This is a genomic window from Streptomyces sp. NPDC041191, assembly GCF_055591945.1.
In genome coordinates, this window is sequence record NZ_JBVIZC010000013.1 from 1 (window position 1) to 24,138 (window position 24,138).

General features: G+C 73.4%; 21 protein-coding genes. 9 read left to right on the forward strand and 12 right to left on the reverse strand.

What is annotated here, in order from left to right:
* The 3 genes from ACZ6AQ_RS24585 to ACZ6AQ_RS24595 all read left to right on the forward strand — a co-directional run.
* Positions 1-3,978 (forward strand): RHS repeat-associated core domain-containing protein (locus ACZ6AQ_RS24585; RefSeq protein ID WP_468762344.1); only part of this gene is annotated, 3,978 nt, incomplete at its 5' end.
* Positions 3,979-4,109: 131 nt separating this feature from the next.
* Positions 4,110-4,394, forward strand: a complete 285-nt coding sequence (locus ACZ6AQ_RS24590) for a hypothetical protein (protein ID WP_468762345.1) — start codon at positions 4,110-4,112, stop codon at positions 4,392-4,394.
* 331 nt (positions 4,395-4,725) lie between these two features.
* On the forward strand, positions 4,726-5,481 hold the full coding sequence (locus ACZ6AQ_RS24595) for a maleylpyruvate isomerase family mycothiol-dependent enzyme (RefSeq protein ID WP_468762347.1): 756 nt from the start codon (positions 4,726-4,728) through the stop codon (positions 5,479-5,481).
* Between the two features lie 71 nt (positions 5,482-5,552).
* Here ACZ6AQ_RS24595 and ACZ6AQ_RS24600 read toward each other — a convergent pair whose 3' ends face one another.
* The 3 genes from ACZ6AQ_RS24600 to ACZ6AQ_RS24610 form a co-directional block, all read right to left on the reverse strand.
* Positions 5,553-6,215 (reverse strand): response regulator transcription factor, encoded by a 663-nt coding sequence (locus tag ACZ6AQ_RS24600; protein WP_468762629.1) that lies wholly within the window; start codon positions 6,213-6,215, stop codon positions 5,553-5,555.
* 77 nt (positions 6,216-6,292) lie between these two features.
* Positions 6,293-7,570: a sensor histidine kinase gene (locus tag ACZ6AQ_RS24605; protein ID WP_468762349.1), complete on the reverse strand. Its 1,278-nt coding sequence runs from the start codon at positions 7,568-7,570 to the stop codon at positions 6,293-6,295.
* 90 nt (positions 7,571-7,660) lie between these two features.
* Positions 7,661-8,356, reverse strand: coding sequence for a TetR/AcrR family transcriptional regulator (locus ACZ6AQ_RS24610; RefSeq protein ID WP_468762351.1), 696 nt, complete (start codon positions 8,354-8,356; stop codon positions 7,661-7,663).
* 304 nt (positions 8,357-8,660) lie between these two features.
* Here ACZ6AQ_RS24610 and ACZ6AQ_RS24615 point away from each other — a divergent pair, with 304 nt between their 5' ends.
* A complete protein-coding gene (locus tag ACZ6AQ_RS24615) occupies positions 8,661-9,113 on the forward strand; it encodes a nitroreductase family deazaflavin-dependent oxidoreductase (RefSeq protein WP_468762631.1) in 453 nt (150 codons plus the stop codon).
* 52 nt (positions 9,114-9,165) lie between these two features.
* On the opposite strand, the gene ACZ6AQ_RS24620 is transcribed toward ACZ6AQ_RS24615, so the two are convergent.
* Entirely contained in the window at positions 9,166-10,476 is a 1,311-nt protein-coding gene (locus tag ACZ6AQ_RS24620) for a geranylgeranyl reductase family protein (protein WP_468762633.1), read from the reverse strand.
* A 415-nt stretch (positions 10,477-10,891) separates the two neighbouring features.
* Between ACZ6AQ_RS24620 and ACZ6AQ_RS24625 the strand changes: the two genes are divergently transcribed.
* Positions 10,892-12,256: a M20/M25/M40 family metallo-hydrolase gene (locus ACZ6AQ_RS24625; RefSeq protein ID WP_468762353.1), complete on the forward strand. Its 1,365-nt coding sequence runs from the start codon at positions 10,892-10,894 to the stop codon at positions 12,254-12,256.
* Positions 12,257-12,359: 103 nt separating this feature from the next.
* Positions 12,360-13,040, forward strand: coding sequence for an MBL fold metallo-hydrolase (locus ACZ6AQ_RS24630; RefSeq protein WP_468762355.1), 681 nt, complete (start codon positions 12,360-12,362; stop codon positions 13,038-13,040).
* Between the two features lie 26 nt (positions 13,041-13,066).
* Here the strand turns inward: ACZ6AQ_RS24630 and ACZ6AQ_RS24635 are convergent, their stop codons facing one another.
* Complete coding sequence (locus tag ACZ6AQ_RS24635) at positions 13,067-14,101, reverse strand: NUDIX hydrolase (protein WP_468762357.1); 1,035 nt, start codon at positions 14,099-14,101, stop codon at positions 13,067-13,069.
* A gap of 147 nt (positions 14,102-14,248) precedes the next feature.
* Between ACZ6AQ_RS24635 and ACZ6AQ_RS24640 the strand changes: the two genes are divergently transcribed.
* Entirely contained in the window at positions 14,249-14,521 is a 273-nt protein-coding gene (locus ACZ6AQ_RS24640; RefSeq protein ID WP_468762660.1) for a hypothetical protein, read from the forward strand.
* A gap of 170 nt (positions 14,522-14,691) precedes the next feature.
* On the forward strand, positions 14,692-15,726 hold the full coding sequence (locus ACZ6AQ_RS24645) for a LacI family DNA-binding transcriptional regulator (protein WP_468762359.1): 1,035 nt from the start codon (positions 14,692-14,694) through the stop codon (positions 15,724-15,726).
* Positions 15,727-15,818: 92 nt separating this feature from the next.
* Here the strand turns inward: ACZ6AQ_RS24645 and ACZ6AQ_RS24650 are convergent, their stop codons facing one another.
* The 5 genes from ACZ6AQ_RS24650 to ACZ6AQ_RS24670 form a co-directional block, all read right to left on the reverse strand.
* Positions 15,819-17,108, reverse strand: a complete 1,290-nt coding sequence (locus ACZ6AQ_RS24650) for a DUF6986 family protein (RefSeq protein ID WP_468762361.1) — start codon at positions 17,106-17,108, stop codon at positions 15,819-15,821.
* A gap of 151 nt (positions 17,109-17,259) precedes the next feature.
* A complete protein-coding gene (locus tag ACZ6AQ_RS24655) occupies positions 17,260-18,222 on the reverse strand; it encodes an electron transfer flavoprotein subunit alpha/FixB family protein (RefSeq protein WP_468762363.1) in 963 nt (320 codons plus the stop codon).
* A gap of 99 nt (positions 18,223-18,321) precedes the next feature.
* Complete coding sequence (locus ACZ6AQ_RS24660) at positions 18,322-19,107, reverse strand: electron transfer flavoprotein subunit beta/FixA family protein (protein ID WP_388692002.1); 786 nt, start codon at positions 19,105-19,107, stop codon at positions 18,322-18,324.
* Positions 19,108-19,307: 200 nt separating this feature from the next.
* On the reverse strand, positions 19,308-19,832 hold the full coding sequence (locus ACZ6AQ_RS24665; protein ID WP_468762365.1) for a flavin reductase family protein: 525 nt from the start codon (positions 19,830-19,832) through the stop codon (positions 19,308-19,310).
* Between the two features lie 198 nt (positions 19,833-20,030).
* Complete coding sequence (locus ACZ6AQ_RS24670) at positions 20,031-20,342, reverse strand: TlpA family protein disulfide reductase (protein ID WP_388692006.1); 312 nt, start codon at positions 20,340-20,342, stop codon at positions 20,031-20,033.
* Positions 20,343-20,589: 247 nt separating this feature from the next.
* On the opposite strand from ACZ6AQ_RS24670, the gene ACZ6AQ_RS24675 reads away from it, so the two are divergent.
* Complete coding sequence (locus tag ACZ6AQ_RS24675) at positions 20,590-21,309, forward strand: lysophospholipid acyltransferase family protein (RefSeq protein WP_468762367.1); 720 nt, start codon at positions 20,590-20,592, stop codon at positions 21,307-21,309.
* Between the two features lie 968 nt (positions 21,310-22,277).
* On the opposite strand, the gene ACZ6AQ_RS24680 is transcribed toward ACZ6AQ_RS24675, so the two are convergent.
* Together ACZ6AQ_RS24680 and ACZ6AQ_RS24685 are read right to left on the reverse strand one after the other, a co-directional pair.
* Positions 22,278-23,384, reverse strand: a complete 1,107-nt coding sequence (locus ACZ6AQ_RS24680) for a threonine aldolase family protein (protein WP_468762369.1) — start codon at positions 23,382-23,384, stop codon at positions 22,278-22,280.
* Positions 23,363-24,124: an SDR family NAD(P)-dependent oxidoreductase gene (locus ACZ6AQ_RS24685; protein ID WP_468762371.1), complete on the reverse strand. Its 762-nt coding sequence runs from the start codon at positions 24,122-24,124 to the stop codon at positions 23,363-23,365. The genes ACZ6AQ_RS24680 and ACZ6AQ_RS24685 overlap by 22 nt, the downstream gene beginning before the upstream one ends.
* Positions 24,125-24,138 lie beyond the last annotated feature (14 nt).

The following is a 24,138-nucleotide window of genomic DNA, read 5'->3' on the forward strand; positions in this document are numbered from 1 at the left end:
AACGCGCCGCTGGTCTGGAACGCGACCGACACCGTCAACCCCGACGGCACCGTCCAGATCAAGGCCGACTTCACCGGTGCGAACAGCGCCACCGGTGCCACGCAGCCGCTGACCGTCGTGGTGGACCACAACGCCGACAGCGCCGCGACCTCCGAGGTCGGGCCCGGTTCGGTCAACCTGCTGACCGGTGACTACACGCTGTCCGGCACCGATGTCTCCGTGTTCGACATGAACGTGACACGCAGTGCTTCCTCGCGGACGCCCACTGCGGGCGCGGGCCAGGAGGGCCAGGCGGCGATCTTCGGCAAGGAGTGGGTGGCGGGAACGGCCGCTCAGGCCGTGCAGTCCGACTACTCCGAGATCCGCAAGACCTCGGCCACGTCACTGGACGCCGTCACCGCCGAGGGAGGCACGATCTCCTTCACGTCCAACGCGACCAAGACGGCTTGGATCCCCGAACCCGGCGCGGAGAACCTGACGCTCAAGGGCAGCCTCACCAGCGGTGATCTCACGCTGTCGGACACCGACGGCACCATCACCACGTTCAGCCGGGTCGGCACCGCCGGCACCGCCTGGACCGTCAGCCGCTCCTTGCTGGACGGACACGCCAACTCCACCACCGATGTCGTCTCCGAGTCCGTGACCGTGAACGGCAAAGTGCTTGCCCGCCCCAAGCGGATCATCGCGGCTACCAGTGCCGTGACCGTGGGCACGTGCGAGGCCGACCCGTCCACCAGGGGATGCCGGGTCCTGGAGTTCGTCTACGCACCTTCGACCACCGCGACCTCCTCGGTCTTCGGGGACGTCAAGGACCAGGTCTCCGAGATCCGCGTCTGGGCGACCTCGCCCGGCGCGGCGTCCTCGACCTCGACCACCGTCGCCAAGTACACCTACGACGAATCCGGACGGCTCAGGGAGACCTGGGACCCGCGGATCTCCCCGGCGCTGAAGACCACCTACGCGTACGACTCGGCGGGCCGCGTCACTCGGATGACCCCGCCCGGCCAGCTGCCGTGGACCTTCTCCTACGGCAAGGTGGGCAGCGATCCGGTGACGGGTGACGGCATGCTCCTCAACGTCAGCCGGCCCACGCTGAAGCCGGGCTCCGCCGCCGAGACCGACGGCAACACCGCCCAGACGACCGTGGTCTACGGCGTGCCCCTGACGGGCGGTGGCGCTCCTCAGGCCATGGGTGCCGCCGACGTCAAGGCATGGGGCCAACTCGACGCGCCCACCGACGCCACCGCGGTCTTTCCCACGGACGCACGCCCGTCGTCCAGCGACGGCAGCGCGCTGACGGCCGCCGACTACCGGCGTGCCATGGTGCACTACCTCAACGCGTCCGGCCGCGAGGTCAACACCCTCGACCCGGCGAAGAACGTCACCACGACCGAGTACGACCAGTTCGGCAACAGCGTCCGCGAGCTTTCCGCGGCCAATCGCGCCCTCGCCCTCGGCACCACCGCCGCGGAGAGGGCCACGCTCGCGGATCTCGGCATCGCCACGTTGCCGGCCGCCGAGCGCGCGGAGCTCCTGTCGAACCGCGGCATCTACAACGCCGACGGCTCACGCGAGCTGGAGACTCTGGGTCCCCTGCACCGAGCGGTGCTCGAAGCGGACCTGAAGGACGGTGCGACCACCGTGGCCGCGGCCGGCGAACAGCTGATGGTCCGGCACCGCACGGTCAAGGAATACGACGGTGGCCGTCCCACCGACGGAAGCGCCACCGTGTCCGACAAGGTCACCAGGTCCACCGAAGGCGGCCAGCCGCGCAACTGGCCGACGCTGACCGCGGACCCCCGGGTGACCCAGACCGTGTTCGACTGGGGCAACGGACAGCCCACCAGCACCATCCAGGACCCGGGCGGCCTCGCCCTCACCGAGAAGGCGACGTACGACGCGACTGGCCGGCAGATCAGCCGCAGCCTGCCGGCCTCCACGGGTTCGGACGCCGGAACCCTGATCACCGAGTACTACACCGGTGACGGAACCGGCGTGTGCGGGGGACGTCCCGAGTGGGCCGACGAGGTGTGCCGTACCCGGCCCGCCGCGGCCGTCACCGGCGGCGGCGGCAACCCGGCCGAGCTGGTCACCACGCTCGCCGAGTACGACCGCTGGGGCGAGACCGCCAAGCTGACGGAGACCGCCAATGGCAGCACGCGCGTCAAGACGACGGCGTACGACCCCGCCGGCCGGGCCTCCACGGTGACCGTCACCGGTGGTCTCGGCACGGCCGTCCCCGCGGTCACGACGGCGTACGACCCGGCCAGCGGCAAGGTGGCCACGATCACGTCCGCCGACGGCGGCACGATCAGGAAGTCCTACGACAAGCTGGGCCGCCTGATCTCCTACACCGACGCCGACGGAGGTGTGACCACCAGCACGTACGACGCCGAGGGCCAGCCGGTCCAGGTCAGCGACAGCGTGCCGTCGAGCACCACGTACGGGTACGACACCACGAACGACCCGCGCGGCCTGGTGTCCTCCCTCACCGACTCGGTGGCCGGCACCTTCACCGTCAGCTACGACGCCGACGGCCAGGTGCTGAGCAGGAAGCTGCCCGGCGGCTTCACCATGCGTCAGAGCACCAACCCCGCCGGACAGCCGACGGAGCGCACGTACACGCGCGACAGCGACGGCGCGATCCTCTTCTCCGAGAACCTGCTGCCCACCGTCCACGGCCAGCGGGCCACCTACACCAGTTCCGCCGGGCAGACCGCCAACCAGACCTACGGCTACGACAAGGCGGGACGACTCACCAAGGCCCAGGACGACACGGTTGACGCCGTCTGCGTCACCCGCAGCTACACCTTCGACAAGAACTCCAACCGGAAGACGCGCTCCATCGCGGCCGCGGCCCCGGGCCTGGACTGCACCACCAGTGGCGCGACCACCACCACGCACGCCCACGACAGCGGCGACCGTCTTGTCGACACCGGCTACGCCTACGACGCGTTCGGACGCACCACCGCGGTCCCGGGCACCACGCTCGCGTACTACGCCAACGACCTGGTACGCCAGCAGACGGCCGGTTCCCAGCGGCAGACCTGGTCCCTCGACTCCCAGCTCCGCTTCCGCGGCTGGACGACCGAGTCGAACGCTTCCGGCACCTGGACGCAGACCCAGTCCAAGCTGAACCATTACGGCTCCGACGCGGACTCCCCGCGCTGGATTGTCGAAGACACCGCCACCGGGGAGCTGACCCGCAACGTCAACGGGTTCGACGGCGGACTGGCGGCCACGACCGGCAAGACCGGTGACACGGTGCTCCAGCTGGTCAACCTGCACGGCGACGTCGTGATGCAGCTGCCCACCGCGACCGGCCAGTCCGCCACGGTCCTCGGCACGGACGAGTTCGGCAACCGCACCGACGACGCCGGTACCGTCCGCTACGGCTGGCACGGTGGTCAGCACCGCTCCTCCGAGACGCGGACGAACCTCCTGCTCATGGGCGTACGCCTGTACAACCCGGCCACCGGCCGGTTCCTGTCGGCCGACCCCGTGCCGGGGGGCAGCTGCAACGCGTACGACTACGCGTGCGCCGACCCGGTGAACAGCGAAGACGTCACCGGGTGCGCCACCTGCCGGGTGCCGAAGCACGCGTGGACCGGCCGCACCTTCACCACGGTCCTGCGTACGACCGCGTGGAGCTACGGCAGCTGGCAGAACTACAACTACCACTGGTTCTGGGACGTCGTCAGCGGCGACTGGGGCCCCCTGCCGATCACCTCGTGGAAGCGCCAGTACCGCTACCGCAAGCAGTACGTCTTCAAGTGCCGCGTCGCAGCCTGGTACGGATGGGGCCGACAGAAGATCGTGGCTTCGTACGAGACCCGCTACCAGTACTCCTACCGTGACCGGACCACCTACCGGATAGCCTGGTCGGGCATCAAGTGGACCCGGACCGGCGGCTGGAGCTGGGCCCGGACATCACGGACATATGTGTCCAGCTATCGGATCGTCTACACCAACGGCTGATGCCGGAGTGCTGATCCGATGAGGGGTGGGTGTGTCCACGTGTGAGCGCTGGACACACCCACCCCGCCCATGACCGATCGCTCGCGGTCCCCGGTCCTCCCCGCGACCGCCCGGAACGAAAGTCCGTCCCCATGCTGTTCGCCGTCGCCGCCATCGGCATCGCCGTCTTCGCCTTCACCCTGTGGTGTTCCGTCACCGTAGCCCGGATCAAGGATCTGCCCCGGTGGCGCCGGTGCCTCCCGCTCGCCCTCTTCTTCGCCTCCGCCCTCACCAGCGCGCTTCGCGCCTTCGACATACCTGACGTGGCCAACGCCGTGGCCTTCCCGCTGAACGCCGGGGCCCTTGCCGTGGCACTTGCGGAGATGCGTGCCGCCCGGCAGCGCCACAAGACATCCGAACCCCGATCCACCGCGTGAATCCCGGTCACGGGTGGATCGAGGCCGAGCGGGCGGTGGACCCGAAGCCGGCGGGTACCGACCCGCCGACCGCCGAGGAGCGCGGCCGCGCGGCCGAACGGTTCGCGGGACGTACCCTTGCCTGTCGCGTCCCGGACGCACCCGACGCCGGTGCACGGCTTCCCCTCCGCACAAGGTCACCCCACCGTCGGGAATGATCGCGTGAGACGGCCCCCGAGGTTGTCGCGGCCTCGCCCGCGCGTTCCGTTCCGGCGCGCCCCCGGGCCCGTACCGGGGAGCCCCCCCCGCCTCTGCCAGAATCCGTCGCACGGACACGGACGACGGGGGAACGATGAAGATCGCGGAGTACGTCGAGGCACTGGACGAGGCCGGCCGGGGCCTCGCGGAGGCGGCGGCCGGGGCCGGACCGGACGCGGAGGTGCCGACCTGTCCGGGGTGGCGGGTCCGCGACCTCCTCCGGCACGTGACGACGGTGCACCGCTGGGCCACCGCGTTCGTGGCCGAGGGGCACACCGCGTACCGTCCGGGCGGCGGCGAACCGGCTCTCGACGGCGACGAGTTGCTCGCCCACTACCGCGAGGGCCACGCGGGCCTGGTGGCCGCCCTGCGCGCCGCGCCGGAGACGCTGGAGTGCTGGACGTTCCTCCCGGCGCCCTCACCCCTCGCCTTCTGGGCCCGGCGGCAGGCGCACGAGACGGCCGTCCACCGCGCGGACGCGGAGTCGGCGCTTCCGGCCGGTCCCGGACCGGTGGACCCCGGGGTGGCCGCCGACGGGATCGACGAGCTGCTGAGCCTCTTCCACACCCGGGACCGCAGCCGGGTGCGCACGCCCGCGCCCCGGACCCTGCGGGTGCGGACGACGGACACCGGGGACGTCTGGACCGTACGGCTCTCGGCGGACGCCCCGCGCACGGAACGCGCGACCGGCTCCCCCGGCCCCGGCCCCGTGGACACGGAGCTGAGCGGACCCGCCGGGCCGCTGTACCTGGCGTTGTGGAACCGGCTGCCCGAGGAGGCGGTCACCGTCACCGGGGACGCCTCGCTCGTACGCCTGTGGCGGGAGGGTTCGGCGATCACCTGGGACTGAGGCCCTCCGCGCCGGACCTCCCGTACGTCACCGCCCCGTCGCGCGGCGCGCGGTGCCGCGCCCCCGGGGGATCAGCCCAGCCAGCCCGGCCGCACGAGGCCCGACTCGTACGCGAGCACCACGAGTTGGGCGCGGTCGCGGACGCCGAGCTTCACCATGGCACGGCTCACGTGGGTCTTGGCGGTGAGCGGGCTGACGACCAGCCGGCGGGCGATCTCCGCGTTCGACAGACCGATGCCCACGAGGGCCATCACCTCCCGCTCCCGTTCGGTGAGGGCACCGAGCGCGGCCGTGGCCGCCGGTGCCCTGGAGCGGGCCGCGAACTCCTCGATCAGACGGCGGGTGACGCCCGGGGAGAGCAGGGCGTCCCCGTGGACGACGGCACGCACCGCCCGCAGCAGTTCGTCCGGCTCGGTGTCCTTGACGAGGAACCCGGAGGCGCCGGCGCGGATCGCCTCGAAGACGTACTCGTCGAGCTCGAAGGTGGTCAGCATGACGACCCGCACCCCGGCGAGTCCCGGGTCGGCCGTGACGCGCCGGGTCGCCTCCAGGCCGTCGAGGCGGGGCATCCGGATGTCCATGAGGACGACGTCGGGCCGCAGGGCGCGCACCCGTTCCACGGCCTCGTCGCCGTCGGCGGCCTCCCCCACGACCTCGATGTCCGCCTGGGCGTCGAGCAGGGCGCGGAAACCGGCCCGTACCAGCGCCTGGTCGTCGGCGAGCAGGACGCGGATCGCGGAGGCTCCACCGGGGACGGGAGCGTCTCCGGGAGCGGAGGCGTCTCCGGGGCTCGGGGCGGGGGCGTCTTCGGTCACGGGGTCTCCTCGGGGGCGAGCGGGAGTACGGCGTGGACGCGGAAGCCGCCGTCCGGGCGGGTGCCCGCGTCGATGGTGCCGCCGAGGGCCGCGGCGCGTTCCCGCATGCCGGCGAGGCCGTTGCCGCTGCCGCCCGCCTCGGTGCCGGTGGCGGGGCCGTCGTCGTCGACCGTCAGGTCCAGGCGTCCGGGGCCGCGTGCGATCCGCACCCGGGCGGTGCGGGAACCGGAGTGGCGCACCACGTTGGTGAGCGCCTCCTGCACGATCCGGAAGGCGGCGAGGCCGGCTCCGGGCGGCAGGCCCCCGGACGGGCCGCTCGTCGTGACGGTGACGGTCAGGCCCGCGGCTCCCGCCTGTTCGACGAGTTCGGGGAGCCGGTCGAGCCCGGGGGCCGGCGCCCGGGGGGCGTCGCCGGGGGTACGGAGGGAGCCGAGGACCTGGCGCACCTCGCCGAGCGCCTCCTTGCTGGCCGCCTTGATGGTGGTCAGGGCGGTGCGGGCCTGTTCGGGATCGGAGTCCAGGAGAGCCAGGCCGACGCCCGCCTGCACGTTGATCACGGAGATCGAGTGGGCGAGCACGTCGTGGAGTTCACGGGCGATGCGGAGCCGCTCCGCGTCGGCGCGGCGCCGTTCGGCGGCGGCCCGGTCCGCCCTGCGCCGGGCCCGCTGCTCGCGTTTCCCCCGGATCGCCTCGGAGGCGGCGAGCACGGCGACGGCGAAGGCGGCCGCGGTGAGTTCCTGGCCCCAGGGGGCGGGCCCGTCGCCAGCCGGGGGCAGGTGACGGTAGAACAGGTGCGCGAGGAGCAGATGTCCCGTCCAGAGCAGGCCGAGGGCCCCTCCGGCGGCGGCGCGGTGGCCGTGCACGACGGCCGCGAAACAGGCCACGGCGATCAGGACGAAGACCGGGCCGTACGGGTAACCGGCCGCGAGGTAGCCGAGGGTGACGGCCGCGACGGCGAACACCACGGGCACGGGCCGGCGGTGGCGGAACACCAGCGGGGCCGCCCCGAGCAGCAGCAGGACCCTCCCGAGGGCGTCGAGCGCCTCCCGGCCCTCCTGGTTGCGCGCGGCGAACCCGCTCCCCGCCACCGCCACCAGGGCGATCAGCAGCGTCGAGCGCCAGGGCAGCCGGCCGTCGTCCCGGTCCCGCCCCTCCCCCTCCTCCCGTTCTCCCCGCTCTCCCCGTTCTCCCCGCTTCCCTCCGTCCCACAGCTCCCGTCCCTCCCGCCGCTTCCGGCGGTCGCGCGGGGGCCGGTCCGCCCTCTCCTCGTCCATGTCCGCCACGCTAGTCGCACCCGTCGGCGGGAGCATCGGCCCGGCGGGGTGGCCGCCCGTACTCCCCGCGGAGTACGCGCCCGGGGCGCCTCAGCCGCGCGGCAGCAGGCCGGCCTCCCGGCCCAGTCGGCGGGCGGCCTCGGCGAAGAAGGCGTCCCGGTCCTCGACGACGCGGTGGAACTGGCCGAAGACCTCGAAGGAGACCAGACCGAAGAGCTGCGCCCAGGCGGCGACGAGCGCGACGGCGAGGGCCGGGGGGAGGTCCGGGGCGATGTCGGCGGCGATGCGGGCGGCCTCGGGGCGCAGGGACTCCGGGAGCGGGGGGAGCGCGACGCCCTCGCCGGTGTGGGCCCGGCGGACGATGCCGACGAGGACGAGACCGACGCGGGCGGCGGGGACGACGGTGTCCTGGGGCGCGGCGTAGCCGGGGACCGGGGAGCCGTAGATCAGGGCGTACTCGTGGGGGTGGGCGAGCGCCCAGGCGCGGACCGCCCGGCAGACGGCGGTCCAGCGGTCCAGCGGTCGCCGGTCGGCGGAACCTGCGGCGGCCTCTTCGGCGGCGGCTCCGACCGCGTCGTAGGCGTCGACGATCAGGGCGGTGAGCAGGTCGTCGCGGCTGGGGAAGTAGCGGTAGAGCGCGGAGGACACCATGCCCAGCTCACGGGCGACGGCCCGCAGGGACAGCTTGGCGGCTCCCTCGGCCGCGAGCTGCCGGCGGGCCTCGTCCTTGATGGCGGCGGTGATCTCGATGCGGGCGCGGGCGCGGGCCCCTCGAACGGTCGTCATGGAGAGCAGTGTGCCATTTCCGGAGCACCGCAACGTTTCGAGAGCACTGCTCTTGATTGCGAACACCGGACTGTGCACACTGATCTCAAGCGAGAGCACTGCTCACTATCTGCTCGCCGCCGGAAGAGTCGTAGCCCCGCTCCGCAACCCGCAGGAGGCAGCCGTGTCCGCCCGCCCCGCTCAGCCTGCCGGCCCCACCGGCCCCACCGGCCCCATCAGCTCTACCAACCCTATTGACCCCACCGGACCCGCCAGCCCCACCGGCCCCGCCAGCCCCACCAGCCCCTCCCCCGCCGCCCACGTCATCAAGCCCGGCTGGTTCACCGTGAACGTCCTCAACCGCCTGGTCGCCTGGGCGACTCGCCGCGGCATCAGCGTCCTGGGGTCCCGCGTGCTCGCCGTCCGCGGCCGCAAGAGCGGCGCATGGCGCCGCACCCCCGTCAACCTCCTGACGGTGGACGGCGCCCAGTACCTCGTGGCTCCGCGCGGACACGTCCAGTGGACCCACAACATGCGGGCCGCCGGCGGTGGACGACTGCACCTCGGCAGGCGCATGTGGGAGTTCACCGCCGTCGAGGTGGCCGACGACGACAAGCCCGTCCTGCTCCGCGCCTACCTCAAGCGCTGGAAGGCCGAGGTCGGCGTCTTCTTCGGCGGGGTCGGCCCCGGCTCCTCCGACGCCGAGCTGCGCGCCGTCGCGCCGAAGCACCCCGTCTTCCGCATTACGACGACGGGCCCCGCCGCCCCGGCCGCGTGAGCGGGCCGGGGCGGCGAAGCCCGTGCGCGTCGAACCTTCCGGGTCCCCCGGATCAGGACCGCTCCGGCTCCCCCCGGTCCCCGTCCGCCCCCGTGCCCCCGGCGCTCTCCGTACTCTTCGCACTCTCCGCACCTTCGGGTCCCGGCGCGTTCCGCTCCTTCGCGGTGACGCCCCGGCCCGCCGGGCCGACCCCGGACGCGGTGTCCATCCTCCGGTCCAGGACTTCGAGGGCCCGCCGGGCCACGCCGTTCGAACGGACCATGCCGCCGAGCGTGGCCGCGCCCCGGGTGATGTCGGCGAACGCGTTCCAGGCCGGCCGCAGTCCCGTGAGGGTGGCGTGCAGCAGTCCCGGACGCCGCTCGAAGACGGCGAGCATCCGCCGGCCGACGGCCATCTCCACACCGAGGCCCGCCTTGATGGCGAAGGCGTAGTTCAGGGCCTGGCGGCGGGCGTCGACCGCGTCGTTCGCCTCGGCGACCCGTACGGCCCACTCGCCCGCGAGCCGGCCCGAGCGCAGCGCGTACGAGATCCCCTCGCGCGTCCACGGCTCCAGGAGACCGGCCGCGTCGCCGCAGACCAGGACCCGGCCCCGGGAGAGCGGCGAGTCGTCGGTGCGGCAGCGGGTGAGGTGGCCGGAGGAGAGCGCGGGCTCGAAGCCGGCCAGACCGAGCCGGGCGACGAAGTCCTCCATGTACCGCTTGGTGGCCGCCCCCTCGCCGCGCGCCGAGATGACGCCGACGGTCAGCGTGTCGCCCTTGGGGAACACCCAGCCGTAACTGCCGGGCATCGGACCCCAGTCGATGAGGACCCGCCCCTTCCAGTCCTCGGCCACGGACGGCGGCACGGGGATCTCCGCCTCCAGGCCCAGGTCGACCTGGCCCATCCTCACCCCGACGTGAGCGCCTATCCGGCTGGCACTGCCGTCGGCGCCGACGACCGCGCGCGCCAGGATCGTTTCGCCGTCCGCCAGGACGACGGCCGCGGTCCGCCGGTCCGGCACCGCCGGACCGTGCTGCTCCACCCGGGACACCGTGGCCCCGGTCCGCAGCTCGGCACCGGCCTTCTGCGCGTGCTCGACGAGCCGCGCGTCGAACTCGGGGCGGTTGATGAGACCGAAGAGCATCCTGCGCGAGCGGCGGGTGCGGGCGAAGCGCCCGTCGAGGGAGAAGGTGACGGCGTGCACCCGGTCCCGGAGGGGCAGTTCGAAGCCCGGCGGGAGCGAGTCGCGGGAGGGGCCGATGATGCCGCCGCCGCAGGTCTTGTACCGGGGCAGCTCGGACTTCTCCAGGAGGAGCACCCGGCGTCCGGCCACCGCCGCCGCGTAGGCGGCGGACGCGCCGGCCGGTCCGGCGCCGACGACCACGACGTCCCAGACGTCGGCCGAACCGTCCGCGTCCGCCGCTCCGTCCGCGTCCGCCGCCCCGGTCTCCTCCGGGAGCGCCACCGCGTCCGTACCCGTGCCCGCGTCCGTGCCCGCGTCCCCGTCGCCCTCCGCGCCCCCGGCCGCCGCCGCGTCCGGACCGTGGTCCCTCGTCGCCTCCGCACCGCTGCCCTCAGGAGCCGCGCCTTCGGGCTCGGTGTTCTCCGGACCGGCGTTCCCTGCGTGCTCGCTGCTCACGATGTGCTTCTGCTCCTGATCCGACCGGGGTCTGCTCCTGACGCATCCTACGGCTCGGTAGCCGGAGCCCCGCCCGTAGGATCGACGGTGCGTCCGCCGCGCCACGACCCTCGGCGGAAGCCGTCCTCCCCGTAACGTCGCACCCATCAGGAGCGTGCCCATGACCCCGAACCCGATCGCCGAGACCGTACGGTCCCTGATGCCCCGTGCCAAGGCCGAGCTCGCGGAGCTGGTGGCCTTCGAGTCGGTGGCGGACGAGAACGTGGCGCCGCGCAGCGAGTGCGAGGCGGCGGCGAACTGGGTCGCGGACGCGCTGCGCGCCGAGGACTTCCGGGACGTGGCGCTGCTCGACACCCCGGACGGTTCGCAGGCGGTGTACGGCGTGCTGCCCGGCCCGGCCGGCGCGCCGACCGTCCTCCTCTACGCGCACTACGACGTGCAGCCGAAGCTGGACGAGTCCGCGTGGCTCTCCCCGCCGTTCGAGCTGACCGAGCGCGACGGGCGCTGGTACGGGCGCGGCGCGGCCGACTGCAAGGGCGGCGTCGTCCTGCACCTCCTCGCGCTGCGCGCCCTGAAGGCGAACGGCGGCGTCCCGGTGACGGTCAAGGTGATCGTCGAGGGCTCCGAGGAGCAGGGCACCGGCGGCCTGGAGCGGTACGCGGAGGAGCACCCCGAGCTGCTGGCCGCCGACGCGATCGTGATCGGTGACGCGGGCAACTTCCGGGTGGGCCTGCCGACCGTGACCGCGACCCTGCGCGGCATGACGATGGTCCGGGTGCGGATCGACACCCTGGAGGGCAACCTGCACTCCGGCCAGTTCGGCGGCGCCGCCCCGGACGCGCTGGCCGCGCTGATCCGCGTCCTGGACTCGCTGCGCGGCCCGGACGGCTCGACCGTCATCGACGGCCTGCCGGGCGGTGAGGTCTGGGAGGGCCTCCAGTACCCGGAGGAGGACTTCCGCAAGGACGCCAAGGTGCTTCCGGGCGTGGACCTCCCGGGCTCCGGCACGGTCGCGGACCGCATCTGGGCGCGTCCCGCCGTCACCGTCATGGGCATCGACTGCCACCCGGTGGCCGGCGCCACCCCGTCCATCCCGAAGACGGCCCGCGCGCAGATCAGCCTGCGGGTGCCGCCGGGCCAGGACGCGGCCGAGGCGACGAAGCTGCTCTTCGCGCACATCGAGAACCACACGCCGTGGAACGCCCGGGTGTCCCTGGAGCAGGTCGGTCAGGGCCAGGCGTTCCAGGCGGACACGTCGAGCCCGGCGTACGCCTCGATGGCCGAGGCGATGGCCGTCGCGTACCCCGGCCAGGAGATGCAGACGGCCGGCATGGGCGGCTCGATCCCGCTGTGCAACACGCTGGCCTCGCTGTACCCGGAGGCGGAGATCCTGCTGATCGGCCTGAGCGAGCCGGAGGCGCAGATCCACGCGCCCAACGAGTCGGTGTCCCCCGAGGAGCTGGAGCGCCTGTCGGTGGCCGAGGCGCACTTCCTCGTCGGCTACGCCCGCTCGAAGCGGGCCTGACGGCCGGCCGCCCCGACACGGAGCCCGCCCTTCGGCGTTCGGCGGAACTCGCCGAGAGCGTAGAGCCGTGCGGCGGACGGACGCGTGTGCGTAGGTTCGCCGCATGGAACTCATCGGGATCGCTCCGCGGCTGCATCTGCTCGACTTCTCCGTGGGTCAGGCGTACCTCTGGCAGGACGAGGGGGAGCTGACCCTGATCGACGCCGGCTGGGCGGGGACGGCGGACACGACGGCGGCGGCCGTACGGGCGGCCGGCCTGGACCCGGACCGGCTGCGCCGTGTCGTGCTGACCCACTGCCACCGGGACCACGTGGGCGCGGCGCAGGAACTGGCGGACCGTCACGGGGCCGAGATCGTCGCCCACCACCTGGACGCGCCGGTGGTCCGGGGCGCGGCTCCGGTCCCCGAACCGGACCTCCTGGACTGGGAGATCCCGCTGTACGAGCACGGCCTGACCGTGCCGGAGGCGCCGCCGACCCGGGTGGACCGCGAGGTCGGGGACGGCGAGGACCTCGGTTTCGGCGACGGGGCGGTGGTGGTCCACACCCCCGGCCACACCCCGGGTTCGATGGCGGTGCACCTCCCCCGCCACGGCGTGCTGTTCACCGGGGACACGGTGGCCTCGGTCGGTGACGTGACCTTCGGCGTGTTCCACGTGGACCGCGCCCTCGCGAGGGAGTCGATGCGGGCGCTGGCGGAGCTGGCCCCCTCGGTCCTGTGCTGCGGTCACGGCGCGCCGGTGGTCACGGACGCGGCGGCCCGGCTGTCCGCCGCGGCCGCCTGACCCGCCCGTCCGTTCGTCCCTCGGGGTCATCCCACCGGGGCCCCGGCCTCCAGGTTGAGCACCGTGCCGCGCTCGCGGGCGCGCAGGGCCCAGTGGAGGCGGTGGTAACGGACGGGGGGCAGGAGGTCCGCGGCCTCCTCCTCGGTGACGAAGCGCCAGCCGCGCAGTTCGGAACCGGGGAGGCGGAGGCGTGCGGCGTCGGCGGTGCGGAGGGTCCCGCCGTCGAAGAGGAGGCGCAGTCCGCCGTAGCCGGGGGGCTGCGGGCGCTCCCAGTCGACGAGCAGCAACCGGGGCACGGCGTCGAGTTCGATGCCTATCTCCTCGGCGACCTCGCGCATCCCGGCGCGGGCCGGGGGTTCGCCCGGTTCGACCACGCCGCCGGGGAACTCCCAGCCGGGTTTGTAGGTGGGGTCCACGAGCAGGAAGCGGTCCTGCTCGTCGAAGAGGAGCACACCGGCGGCGAGGGTCTCGCCGGTCGGCTCGGGCGTCTGGACGATCCCGCAGGGGGCGGCGAGGCCGGAGCGGACCGCGTCGGCGACGGTACGGGCGGCCCCGGCCGCGGTGAGCGCCGAGGTGTCGACGGCGTACGCGTCGCCGGCCAGCCAGCCGAGGGCCGCGCGGTACGGGGCGACGTGGGCGTGGCACCACTCCCGGACGCGGGCGTCGGCCTCGGGGTCGCCGTACTCCGTCCGGGCGTCGATCCGCTGACGCAGGATCGTTTCCTCCGGTGCGAGCAGGATGTGGCGCACCTCGATGCGGCGGGCGGCGAGGCCACCGAAGATCTCGTCCCGGTACTCCTGGCGGAGCAGGGTCATGGGGACGACCAGGACGCCGCCCACCTCGGCGAGCAGGGCGGCGGCGGTGTCGACGACGAGGCGCCGCCATATGGGCAGGTCCTGGTAGTCCCCGACCTCGGCGAGCCGCTCGGCCGGGAGGAGCCGGCTCATCGCCCCGCCGGTCAGCTCGGGGTCGTACAACGTGCTGTGCGGAATCAGATCGACCAGTTCGCGCGCGGTGCTGGACTTTCCCGCGCCATACGCACCGTTGATCCAGACGATCACGATTCCCCCTCTTCGGTAGCCCCCTGTGGCTTGCCCGCAACACCCTGCCACGGAAACCACGAACGTATGGATCGACGTCGTTATCGGCATGTGCGTGCGACTTGCGGGAATTCGTCGTGGAGAACGGCGAGCACAAGGGGTGTGGAGATGACGCGTACAGTTCTCGAACGTTTTCCGGCCGGTGGCCCCCGGGGCAGCTGGCCCGCGGAGGAGTTCGCCGGAGCGCGGCGCGACGAGGGCGTGCCGGCCAGGGTCGTGATGGACCTGGAGTCCGACGCGTTCCTGGTGGTCGTGGAGCAGAGGCCGCCGGAGCAGAGGACGGCTTCCGGGCAGAGGGCGCCGTCCCCGAGGGCGGCCGGGCGCAGACCGCCGGAGCAGAGGGCCGCCGACCGGGAACCGGTCGGGTCCGTACGGGAGTGAGGGCGGTCCGCGCGACCGGTGGGTCCCGGCTTCCGGGGGCCGGGCCACGTGGCCCGGCCCCCGGAAGCCGGGACCCGGAGCGTCGCCGCGGCCCGGGTCCTATGCTCGACCCGGGCCCGCGCCGCGTCCCGTCCCCGGCGGGCCCCGACACGACGGAGGAACCGGACACCGTGGCCGATCTCGCCCGCCGCCCCGCTCACCGCTACGGCAATCGGCCCACGATGAAGGACGTCGCGGCCCTGGCGGGTGTCGGCCTGAAGACGGTGTCCCGGGTCGTGAACGGCGAGCCGGGCGTCACCCCCGACACCGAGCGGCGCGTCCGGGAGGCCGTCGACGTCCTCGGCTTCCGCCGCAACGACAGCGCGCGGGTCCTGCGCAAGGGCCGGACCGCGACCGTCGGCCTGGTCCTTGAGGACCTCGCCGACCCCTTCTACGGGCCGCTGAGCCGGGCGGTCGAAGAGGTCGCCCGGGCGCACGGCGCCCTTCTGATCAACGGATCGAGCGCGGAGGACCCGGGCCGGGAGCAGGAGCTGGCGCTCGCGCTGTGCGCGCGCCGGGTCGACGGCCTCGTCATCGTCCCGGCGGGCGACGACCACCGGTACCTGGAGCCCGAGATGCGGGCCGGCGTCGCCACGGTGTTCGTCGATCGTCCCGCCGGGCGGATCGACGCCGACGCGGTCCTCTCCGACAGCTTCGGCGGGGCGCGCGACGGCGTGGCGCACCTGATCGCGCACGGCCACCGCGGGATCGGTTTCATCGGCGACCGCCCGCACGTCCACACGGCGGCCGAGCGGCTGCGCGGCTACCGCGCGGCGATGGAGGACGCGGGCCTCGCGGTGCGGGACGAGTGGGTCTCGCTGGGGCCGACCGACCCGGAGCGGGTGGGCGCGGCGGTACGGGGGATGCTGGCCGCGCCGGAACCGGTGACGGCGCTGTTCGCGGGGAACAACCGGATCACCGTCACGGCCGTCCGGGCACTCGCCGGGCACCCCCGGCCGGTGGCCCTGGTCGGCTTCGACGACATCGAACTGGCCGACCTGCTCGGCATCACGGTCGTCGCCCAGGACGCCGCCGCGCTCGGCCGGACGGCGGCGGAGCGGTTGTTCCGGCGCCTGGACGGAGGGGAGGGGCCGCCGGAGCGGGTGGTGCTCGGTACGAGGCTCCTCGCGCGTGGGACGGGCGAGGTCCCGCCACCGGCCGGCTGACACCGGCACCGGCACCGGGGACGAGGTTCCGGCGGGAGCGGCCCCCGGGGCGGCCCGGCCGTTCCCCGTACCGGCCGGGCCGCCCCGTACGCCTACTCGGCGGAGGCGGTGAGGTCTCCTCGGCGCGGGGCGGCGAAGCGGTCGAGGTCGGCGCGGGTCATGCCGGTGAGGGCACCGACCTCGGCGGCGTCGAGGGCGCCGCAGTCGATGCCGCGCAGCAGGTAGGAGCCGAGGGCCTTGGCGGTGGCGGGCTCGTCCATGACGTCGCCGCCCAGGTGACCGGCGTAGGCCGCGAGGCGCTTGGCGGCGGCCTCGAAGCCCTCGCGGTAGAAGGCGAAGACGGCGGCGTACCGGGTGGGGAGGTGACCGGGGTGCATGTCCCAGCCCTGGTAGTAGGCGCGGGCGAGGGCGCGGCGGGTGAGGCCGAAGTGCAGGCGCCACGCCTCGTGGACCTGCCGGGTCGTGCCGACCGGCAGGACGTTGGTGGAGCCGTCGGAGACGCGGACCCCGGTGCCCGCGGCGGCGACCTGCATGACCGCCTTGGCGTGGTCGGCGGCCGGGTGGTCGCCGGCCTGGTGGGCGGCGGAGACGCCGAGGCAGGCGCTGTAGTCGAAGGTGCCGTAGTGCAGCCCGGTGGCGCGTCCCTCGGCGGCGCCGATCATGCGGGCGACGGTGGCGGTGCCGTCGGCGGCCAGGATGGCCTGGCTGGTCTCGATCTGGATCTCGAAGCCGAGGCGGCCGGCGTCGAGGCCGTGGGTCTTCTCGAACGCCTCCAGGAGGCGGACGAAGGCGGAGACCTGCTCGGGGTAGGTGACCTTGGGGAGGGTGAGGGCGAGGCCGTCGGGAAGGCCGCCGTTCTCCAGGAGGCCGGTGAGGAAGACGTCGGTGGTGCGGATGCCCCGGTCGCGCACGGCGGCCTCCATGCACTTCATCCGGATGCCCGCGTACGGGGTGGCGGTGCCGTTCCGGTGGGCCTCGGAGACCAGCCGGGCGGCGCGGGCCGCGTCGGCGTCCTCGTCCTCGCCCCCGTACCCGTCCTCGAAGTCGATCCGCAGGTCCTCGACCGGTTCGCGCTCCAGCTTCGCCCGCACGCGTCCGTACACGTCCTCGGCGAGGTCGTCCCCGAGGCCGAGCACGGCGGCGAAGGAGGCTGCGTCGGGCGCGTGTTCGTCGAGGGCGGCGAGGGCCCGGTCGCCCCAGGAGCGGACGGTTCCGGCGTCGAAGAGGTTGCCGGGGACGTAGACGGTGTGGACGGGCTGGCGGGTGCCGGGGTCTCCCGGGTAGCGGCGGTCCAGTTCGGCGTCCACCGCGGCGAGGGAGGCGCTGATGCCCTCGCCGACCGCGCCCGCGAGGCTCGTCGACACCTTCTCCTGCTGACCCATCCCACACCCTCCTGTTTTCCGCTGAACGGAATCAACAATCCGTATGGCGAAGTTAATGGGCGGTGTCGACCTGAGTCAATGGGTGTCCGAAAAGGCCGGGGGCCGCACGGTGAGAGGTCACCGTGCGGCCCCCGGCCGACAGAAGCGCAGGTCAGCCCTTGCGGGTCTTGACCTCGTCGGTCAGCTGCGGGACGACCTCGAAGAGGTCGCCCACCACGCCGTAGTCGACGAGCTCGAAGATCGGCGCCTCGGCGTCCTTGTTGATCGCGACGATCGTCTTCGAGGTCTGCATGCCCGCGCGGTGCTGGATCGCGCCGGAGATGCCGGAGGCGATGTACAGCTGCGGCGAGACCGACTTGCCGGTCTGGCCGACCTGGTTGGCGTGCGGGTACCAGCCGGCGTCCACCGCGGCGCGCGAGGCGCCCACGGCCGCGCCGAGCGAGTCGGCGAGGGCCTCGATGATCGCGAAGTTCTCGGCGCCGTTGACGCCGCGGCCGCCGGAGACCACGATCGCGGCCTCGGTCAGCTCCGGGCGGCCGGTCGACTCGCGCGGGGTGCGCGAGGTGACCTTGGTGCCGGTGGCCAGCGGGCCGAAGGAGACCGTGAGGGCCTCGACGGTGCCGGCGGCCGGGGCCGGCTCGACGGGGGCCGAGTTCGGCTTGACCGTGATGACCGGCGTGCCCCTGGAGACGCGGGACTTGGTGGTGAAGGAGGCGGCGAACACGGACTGCGTCGCCACCGGGCCCTCCGCGCCGGCCTCCACGTCCACGGCGTCGGTGATGACGCCGGAGCCGATGCGGACCGCGAGACGGGCCGCGATCTCCTTGGCCTCGGCCGAGGAGGGGACCAGGACGGCGGCCGGGGAGACCGCGTCGTGGGCGGCCTGGAGGGCGTCGACCTTGGGGACGACGAGGTACTCGGCGAACTCGGGCGCGTCGGCCGTCAGAACGCGGGTGGCACCGTGCTCGCCGAGGACGGCGGCGGTGTCGGCGGCGCCGTTGCCGAGCGCGACGGCGACCGGGTCGCCGAGGCGGCGGGCGAGCGTCAGCAGCTCCAGGGTGGGCTTGCGTACGGCACCGTCGACGTGGTCGACGTAGACGAGGATCTCAGCCATGGGGATTCCATCTCCTGCGAACGAAAAGGGGCTGGTCAAAGGGGCTCGCGCGAGCCTCGGTCGCCGGTCCGGTCCGGGGGCTCCCCGGACCGCCGCCGACTAGATGAACTTCTGGCTCGCGAGGAACTCGGCCAGCTGCTTGCCGCCCTCGCCCTCGTCCTTGACGATCGTGCCGGCGGTGCGGGCCGGACGCTCGGTGGCGGAGTCGACCGCGGTCCACGCGCCCTCCAGGCCCACCTCCTCGGCCTCCAGGCCGAGGTCGGAGAGGTCCAGGGACTCCACCGGCTTCTTCTTGGCGGCCATGATGCCCTTGAAGGACGGGTAGCGCGCCTCGCCCGACTGGTCCGTCACGGAGACGACGGCCGGCAGGGACGCCTCCAGCTGCTCGGAGGCGGCGTCGCCGTCGCGGCGGCCGGTGACCTTGCCGTCCTCGATCTTCACCTCGGAGAGCAGGGTGACCTGCGGGACGCCCAGGCGCTCGGCGAGGATCGCGGGCAGGACGCCCATGACGCCGTCGGTGGAGGCCATACCGGTGATGACGACGTCGTAGCCGGTCTTCTCGACGGCCTTGGCGAGCACCAGCGAGGTGCCCATGACGTCGCTGCCGTGCAGGTCGTCGTCCTCGACGTGGACCGCCTTGTCGGCGCCCATGGACAGGGCCTTGCGGAGCGCGTCCTTGGCGTCCTCGGGACCGACCGTGAGCACGGTGACCTCGGCGTCGTCGGCCTCTTCGGCGATCTGCAGGGCCTGCTCGACCGCGTACTCGTCGAGTTCCGACAGCAGGCCGTCGACGTCGTCGCGGTCCACCGTCAGGTCATCGGCGAAGTGCCGGTCGCCGGTGGCGTCGGGCACGTACTTCACACAGACAACGATCCTCAAGCTCACGCCGGCTCTCCTACTGCATCGTCATAACTGGGCTGCCTTGTTGCTCGCAGCATAGGCGCCTGAAGGGCGGGTTTCCGGTCGGGGCACCGGAGGCTCCCACCGGAAATATTACTCGTCAGTACACCCAGCCGGGCACCACTGAGCAAGCGCTCAGCCGTGTGACCTTCCCAACGCGCGGAGAGCGGCGCGCACGGGAACTCTCAGTCGCGCAGCGCGTTGAAGCCGCCGTGGTGGTAGAGGAGCGGCCGGCCCGCCCCGTCCGGGTCGCCGGCGACCGCCTGCGCGATCACGATCCGGTGGTCCCCGGCGGGCACCCGGGCCACGACGCGGCACACCAGCCAGGCCAGGACCCCGTCGAGCACGGGCACGCCCTCGGGACCGCGGCTCCAGCGGGTCGCCCCGCCGAACCGGTCGGCGCCGCTGCGGGCGAAGGTGGCGGCCAGCCCCTCCTGGTGCTCGCCGAGTATGTGCACACCGACGAACTCGGCCTCGGAGAGCACCGGCCAGGAGGAGGACGCGGTGCCCACGCCGAAGGAGACCAGCGGCGGGTCGGCGGCGACGGAACTGAGTGAGGTCGCGGTGAACCCGACGGGGCGCTCGCCGTGGGCGGTGACCACCGCGACGCCGGCCGCGTGCCGGCGGAAGACGGAGCGGAGCAGATCGGGAGAGGCGTGCCGGGGCGCGCCGACCGTGGGAACGGTGCGGAGTTCGGGCGAAACCGTCATGGAGTGGTCCTTCTGCGGGAACGGCACGAGAGGGGTCCCGGGGCGGTCGGAGACCCGGACGGCGCGCACCCGTGGCGCGGGGCCGGCTCCCGGCGCGTCCGGCCGTGGAGAAGGGGTTCTCCGGGCATTCCGCCAGCGTGACGATCGATGGCGGGTGCAGTCAAGTACGCCCCGCGATGTGGGAGGAGCGTCACCGCGTCAGACCGCCCGCCCCAGGGCGGCGATGACGTCCGCCCTGCGGGGCTGTCCGGAGGCCCGCCGGACGACGCGGCCGGCCCGGTCGAGGACGAGGACGGTGGGGGTGCGCTCGACGCCGAGCGCGCGGACGAGATCGAGCCGCTCCTCGGCGTCGATCTCGACGTGGCCCACGCCGGGAACCATCGCGGCGACCTCGGCGAGGGTGCGGCGGGTGGCCCGGCAGGGCTGGCAGAAGGCGGTCGAGAACTGCACGAGGGTGGCCCGCTCCCCCAGTTCGGCGCCCAGCGCCTCCGGCCCGAGGACGTCGTCCATCCCGTTTCCGTCTCCTTCTCCCGCGCCCGGGTCTGTTCCGCGTTTTACCGGGTACAGCATCGGAGAAGGGTGTTCGATTCCCGTTCCGGCCACCGCGAGTGACGAGAATCTCCCCGTACGGAGACGCTCGGGCTGGTCACGGCGCTCCGCATGGGGCACGATCTGCCCGAAGCCGAAAACCTACGGCTCCGTAACTTCGCCGGGAGAACCCTCCCCGGACACAGCAGGAAGAAGGGGTTCCTCTCCGATGGCAGAACTCGTCTATCGGCCGGTCATCGGCGCCGCACTGACCATGTTCAAGGCGCTGGACCTCAAGATCGACACACAGGGTTCGGAGCACATCCCTCGGACCGGTGGGGCCGTCCTCGTCAGCAACCACATCAGCTACCTGGACTTCATCTTCACCGGCCTCGCCGCGCTGCCGCAGAAGCGGCTGGTCCGCTTCATGGCGAAGGACTCGGTCTTCCGGCACAAGGTCTCGGGGCCGCTCATGCGCGGCATGAAGCACATCCCGGTGGACCGGTCGCAGGGAGAGCACGCCTACAAGCACGCGCTGGAGTCGCTGCGGTCCGGGGAGATCGTCGGCGTCTTCCCCGAGGCGACCATCTCCCAGTCCTTCACGCTCAAGGGCTTCAAGACGGGTGCGGCGCGCCTCGCCCAGGAGGCCGGCGTCCCGCTGATCCCGATGGCGCTGTGGGGCACCCAGCGGGTGTGGACGAAGGGGCGTCCGCGCAACTTCAGACGGAGCCACATCCCGGTGACGATCCGCGTCGGCGAGGCGGTCGAGGCCCCCGCCGACCAGTACGCGGGCGCCATCACCCGACGGCTGCGCGAACGGGTGCAGGAGCTCCTGGAAGCCGCGCAGCGCGCCTACCCGGTCCGCCCCAGGGACGCGGGCGACACCTGGTGGGTGCCCGCGCACCTCGGCGGCACGGCCCCGACCCCGGCCCAGGTCAAGGAAGCCTGACGCGGACGCCCGCGGCCGACGGGCCCGCTCCCGGCCGGACGGGGTCGATGACCTTCCGTCCGGCCGTACGCCTGTTCACCGTCGCCCGGGCCGTTCCTTCCGGATCGGGCCGGGGCCCGCGAGCCCGGCAAGATCCGGAGGTGTGCTGCCCGTCTCCCCGTCCGAGGGCCTCGCCCCGACCGTCGGTCCGCCGATCAGCGCGGCTGCCGACGGGGCTCCGGCCGCCAGGTACTGGTTCGACGGCTCGCGCGGGCCGAGTACCGGGAACATCCCGGAGAGCAGGACGAGTCCCAGTGCGGTGCCCACGTGCCGGCCCACCAGGACCAGCGCGGCCCTGCCGCCGGAGTCCTGTGCGCCTGCGCGGGCTCCGGGGCCGTGGACCTGCGCCGGTGTCCGTCGAGCAGGAGGGCGTCCGCGGTGGAGCCGATCCCGGCGGTCTCCGTCCGTGCGGCCGTGTGCTTCTTGCCGGAGGCGCCCCGCCGGTCGACGGCGTGCGGACCGAAGGCCGGCGGTTCGCCCCGCCCGGTGCGCGCGATCGTCGCCGGAGCCGCGAGTTCCGCGGCTTCTTCCCCGCGGAGCCCCGTGTCGTCGCGAGCGTGTCGACCCGGTCGTCCGGGCCGCGTTCGACGGCGGGCGCCGCGAGGGCCGGGGCCGGTCGTTCGGTCCGGATGCGCGCTCTCGTCCTTGGGCATGTGACGATCCCCGTTGATCGGTCGGCGCACCAAACCAGGGCAAGCGCCGGCGCCACGGGCACGGAATGCGGCGGGTTCTCCAGGTCCGTGCCCCGGGGACGGCCGGTTCTGGTGGGTACCGGGTGCGGCCGGCCGTCCGAGGGGCCCCTCGGACGGCCGGCCGGTCGTGACGGTGGGACACGAAGACCTCCGGTGTGATGGGAGCCGTCCGGCAACCCACCACACCGGAGGTCTTCGCCATGATCAGGAGCAGGCCGGTGTCGACGACGCTCGTGGTCAGTACGCCTGGCGGGCCAGCTCTTCCTTCAGGGCCTGGAGGAAGGCGTCCACGTCGTCCTCCGTGGTGTCGAAGGCGCACATCCAGCGCACGTCGCCGGCGGTCTCGTCCCAGAAGTAGAAGCGGAAGCGCTTCTGGAGACGGCGGCTCACCTCGTGCGGGAGACGGGCGAAGACCGCGTTGGCCTGGACCGGGTAGAGGATCTCCACCCCGTCGAGCGCGCGCACCCCGGCCGCGAGGCGCTGGGCCATCGCGTTGGAGTGGCGGGCGTTGCGCAGCCAGAGGTCCTTCGCGAGCAGCGCCTCCAGCTGCACGGACACGAACCGCATCTTCGACGCGAGCTGCATGGACAGCTTGCGCAGGTGCTTCATGTGGCTGACCGCGTCCGGGTTGAGGACGATCACGGCCTCGCCGAAGACCATGCCGTTCTTGGTGCCGCCGTACGAGAGCACGTCCACGCCCACCGCGTTGGTGAAGGCGCGCATGGGCACGTCGAGCGAGGCGGCGGCGTTGGCTATCCGGGCCCCGTCGAGGTGGACCTTCATGCCCTTGGAGTGGGCGTGCTCGACGATCGCGCGGATCTCGTCCACCGTGTAGACGGTGCCCAGTTCGGTGTTCTGGGTGATCGAGACGACCTGGGGCATGGCCCGGTGCTCGTCCTCCCAGCCCCACGCCTGCCGGTCGATCAGCTCGGGGGTGAGCTTGCCGTCCGGGGTCGGCACGGTGAGCAGCTTGAGGCCGCCCATCCGCTCCGGCGCGCCGCCCTCGTCCACGTTGATGTGGGCGGACTCGGCGCAGATGACGGCGCCCCAGCGGTCGGTGAGCGCCTGGAGGGCGGTCACGTTGGCGCCGGTCCCGTTGAAGACCGGGAACGCCTCGGCCCGGGAGCCGAAGTGGCTGTGCACGATCCGCTGGAGGTGGTCGGTGTACTCGTCCTCGCCGTAGGCCACCTGGTGGCCCTCGTTGGCGAGGGCCAGGGCGGCGAGGACCTCGGGGTGGGCGCCGGCGTAGTTGTCGCTGGCGAAGCCCCGGACCGACGGGTCGTGGCGACGGCGCGCGTCGGTCCGGAGGGGGGGAACCGCGGTCACGGTTCGGGGGTCAGCCACAGGCGCTGTCCATTCACTTCCCGGGCGGACTTGCCCCACAGGCCGACGATCTCTCCGGCCAGGTCGTCGACGTCGGTGAAGCCCGCGAACTTCGCATGGGGGCGCTCGGCGCGCATCGCCTCGTGCACCAATGCCTTGATCACCAGGATCGCAGCCGCCGCCTGCGGGCCGTCGTCGCCCCCGAGCTTGCGGAAGGAGTCCGCCATGGCCAGGGTCCACGCCTCGGCGGCGGCCTTGCCCGCGTTGTACGCGGCGTTCCCGGCGACCGGCCGGTGGGCGCCGACCTGGCTGATCAGGGCGTAGCGACCGCGGCCGCCCGCCCGGAGCAGGGGGTCGTGGAAGGCGAGCGAGGTGTGCTGGACCGTGCGGATCAGGAGCTTCTCCAGGAAGTCCCAGTCCTTGAGGTCGGTCTCCGTGAAGGAGGCGCTGCCGCGCCAGCCGCCGACGAGGTGGACCAGGCCGTCGATCCGGCCGAACTCCTTCTCGGTCTTGGCGGCCCAGTCGCGGGTGGCGGCGAGGTCGAGCAGGTCGACGGTGTCACCGACGACCGTGGCGCCGCCGTGCGCGTAGCGGGCGGCGTCGACGGCCTCCGCGAGGCGGGCCGGGTCGGCGTCGGACGCGACCACGGTCGCGCCCGCCTCGGCGAGCCGCAGCAGGGCGGCGCGGCCCGCGGGACCGGCCGCGCCGGCGACCGCGACGACGGCGCCGTCGAGCGGGCCGCCGTTTCCTTCGGCGTTCATGGGCACCGTCTCCT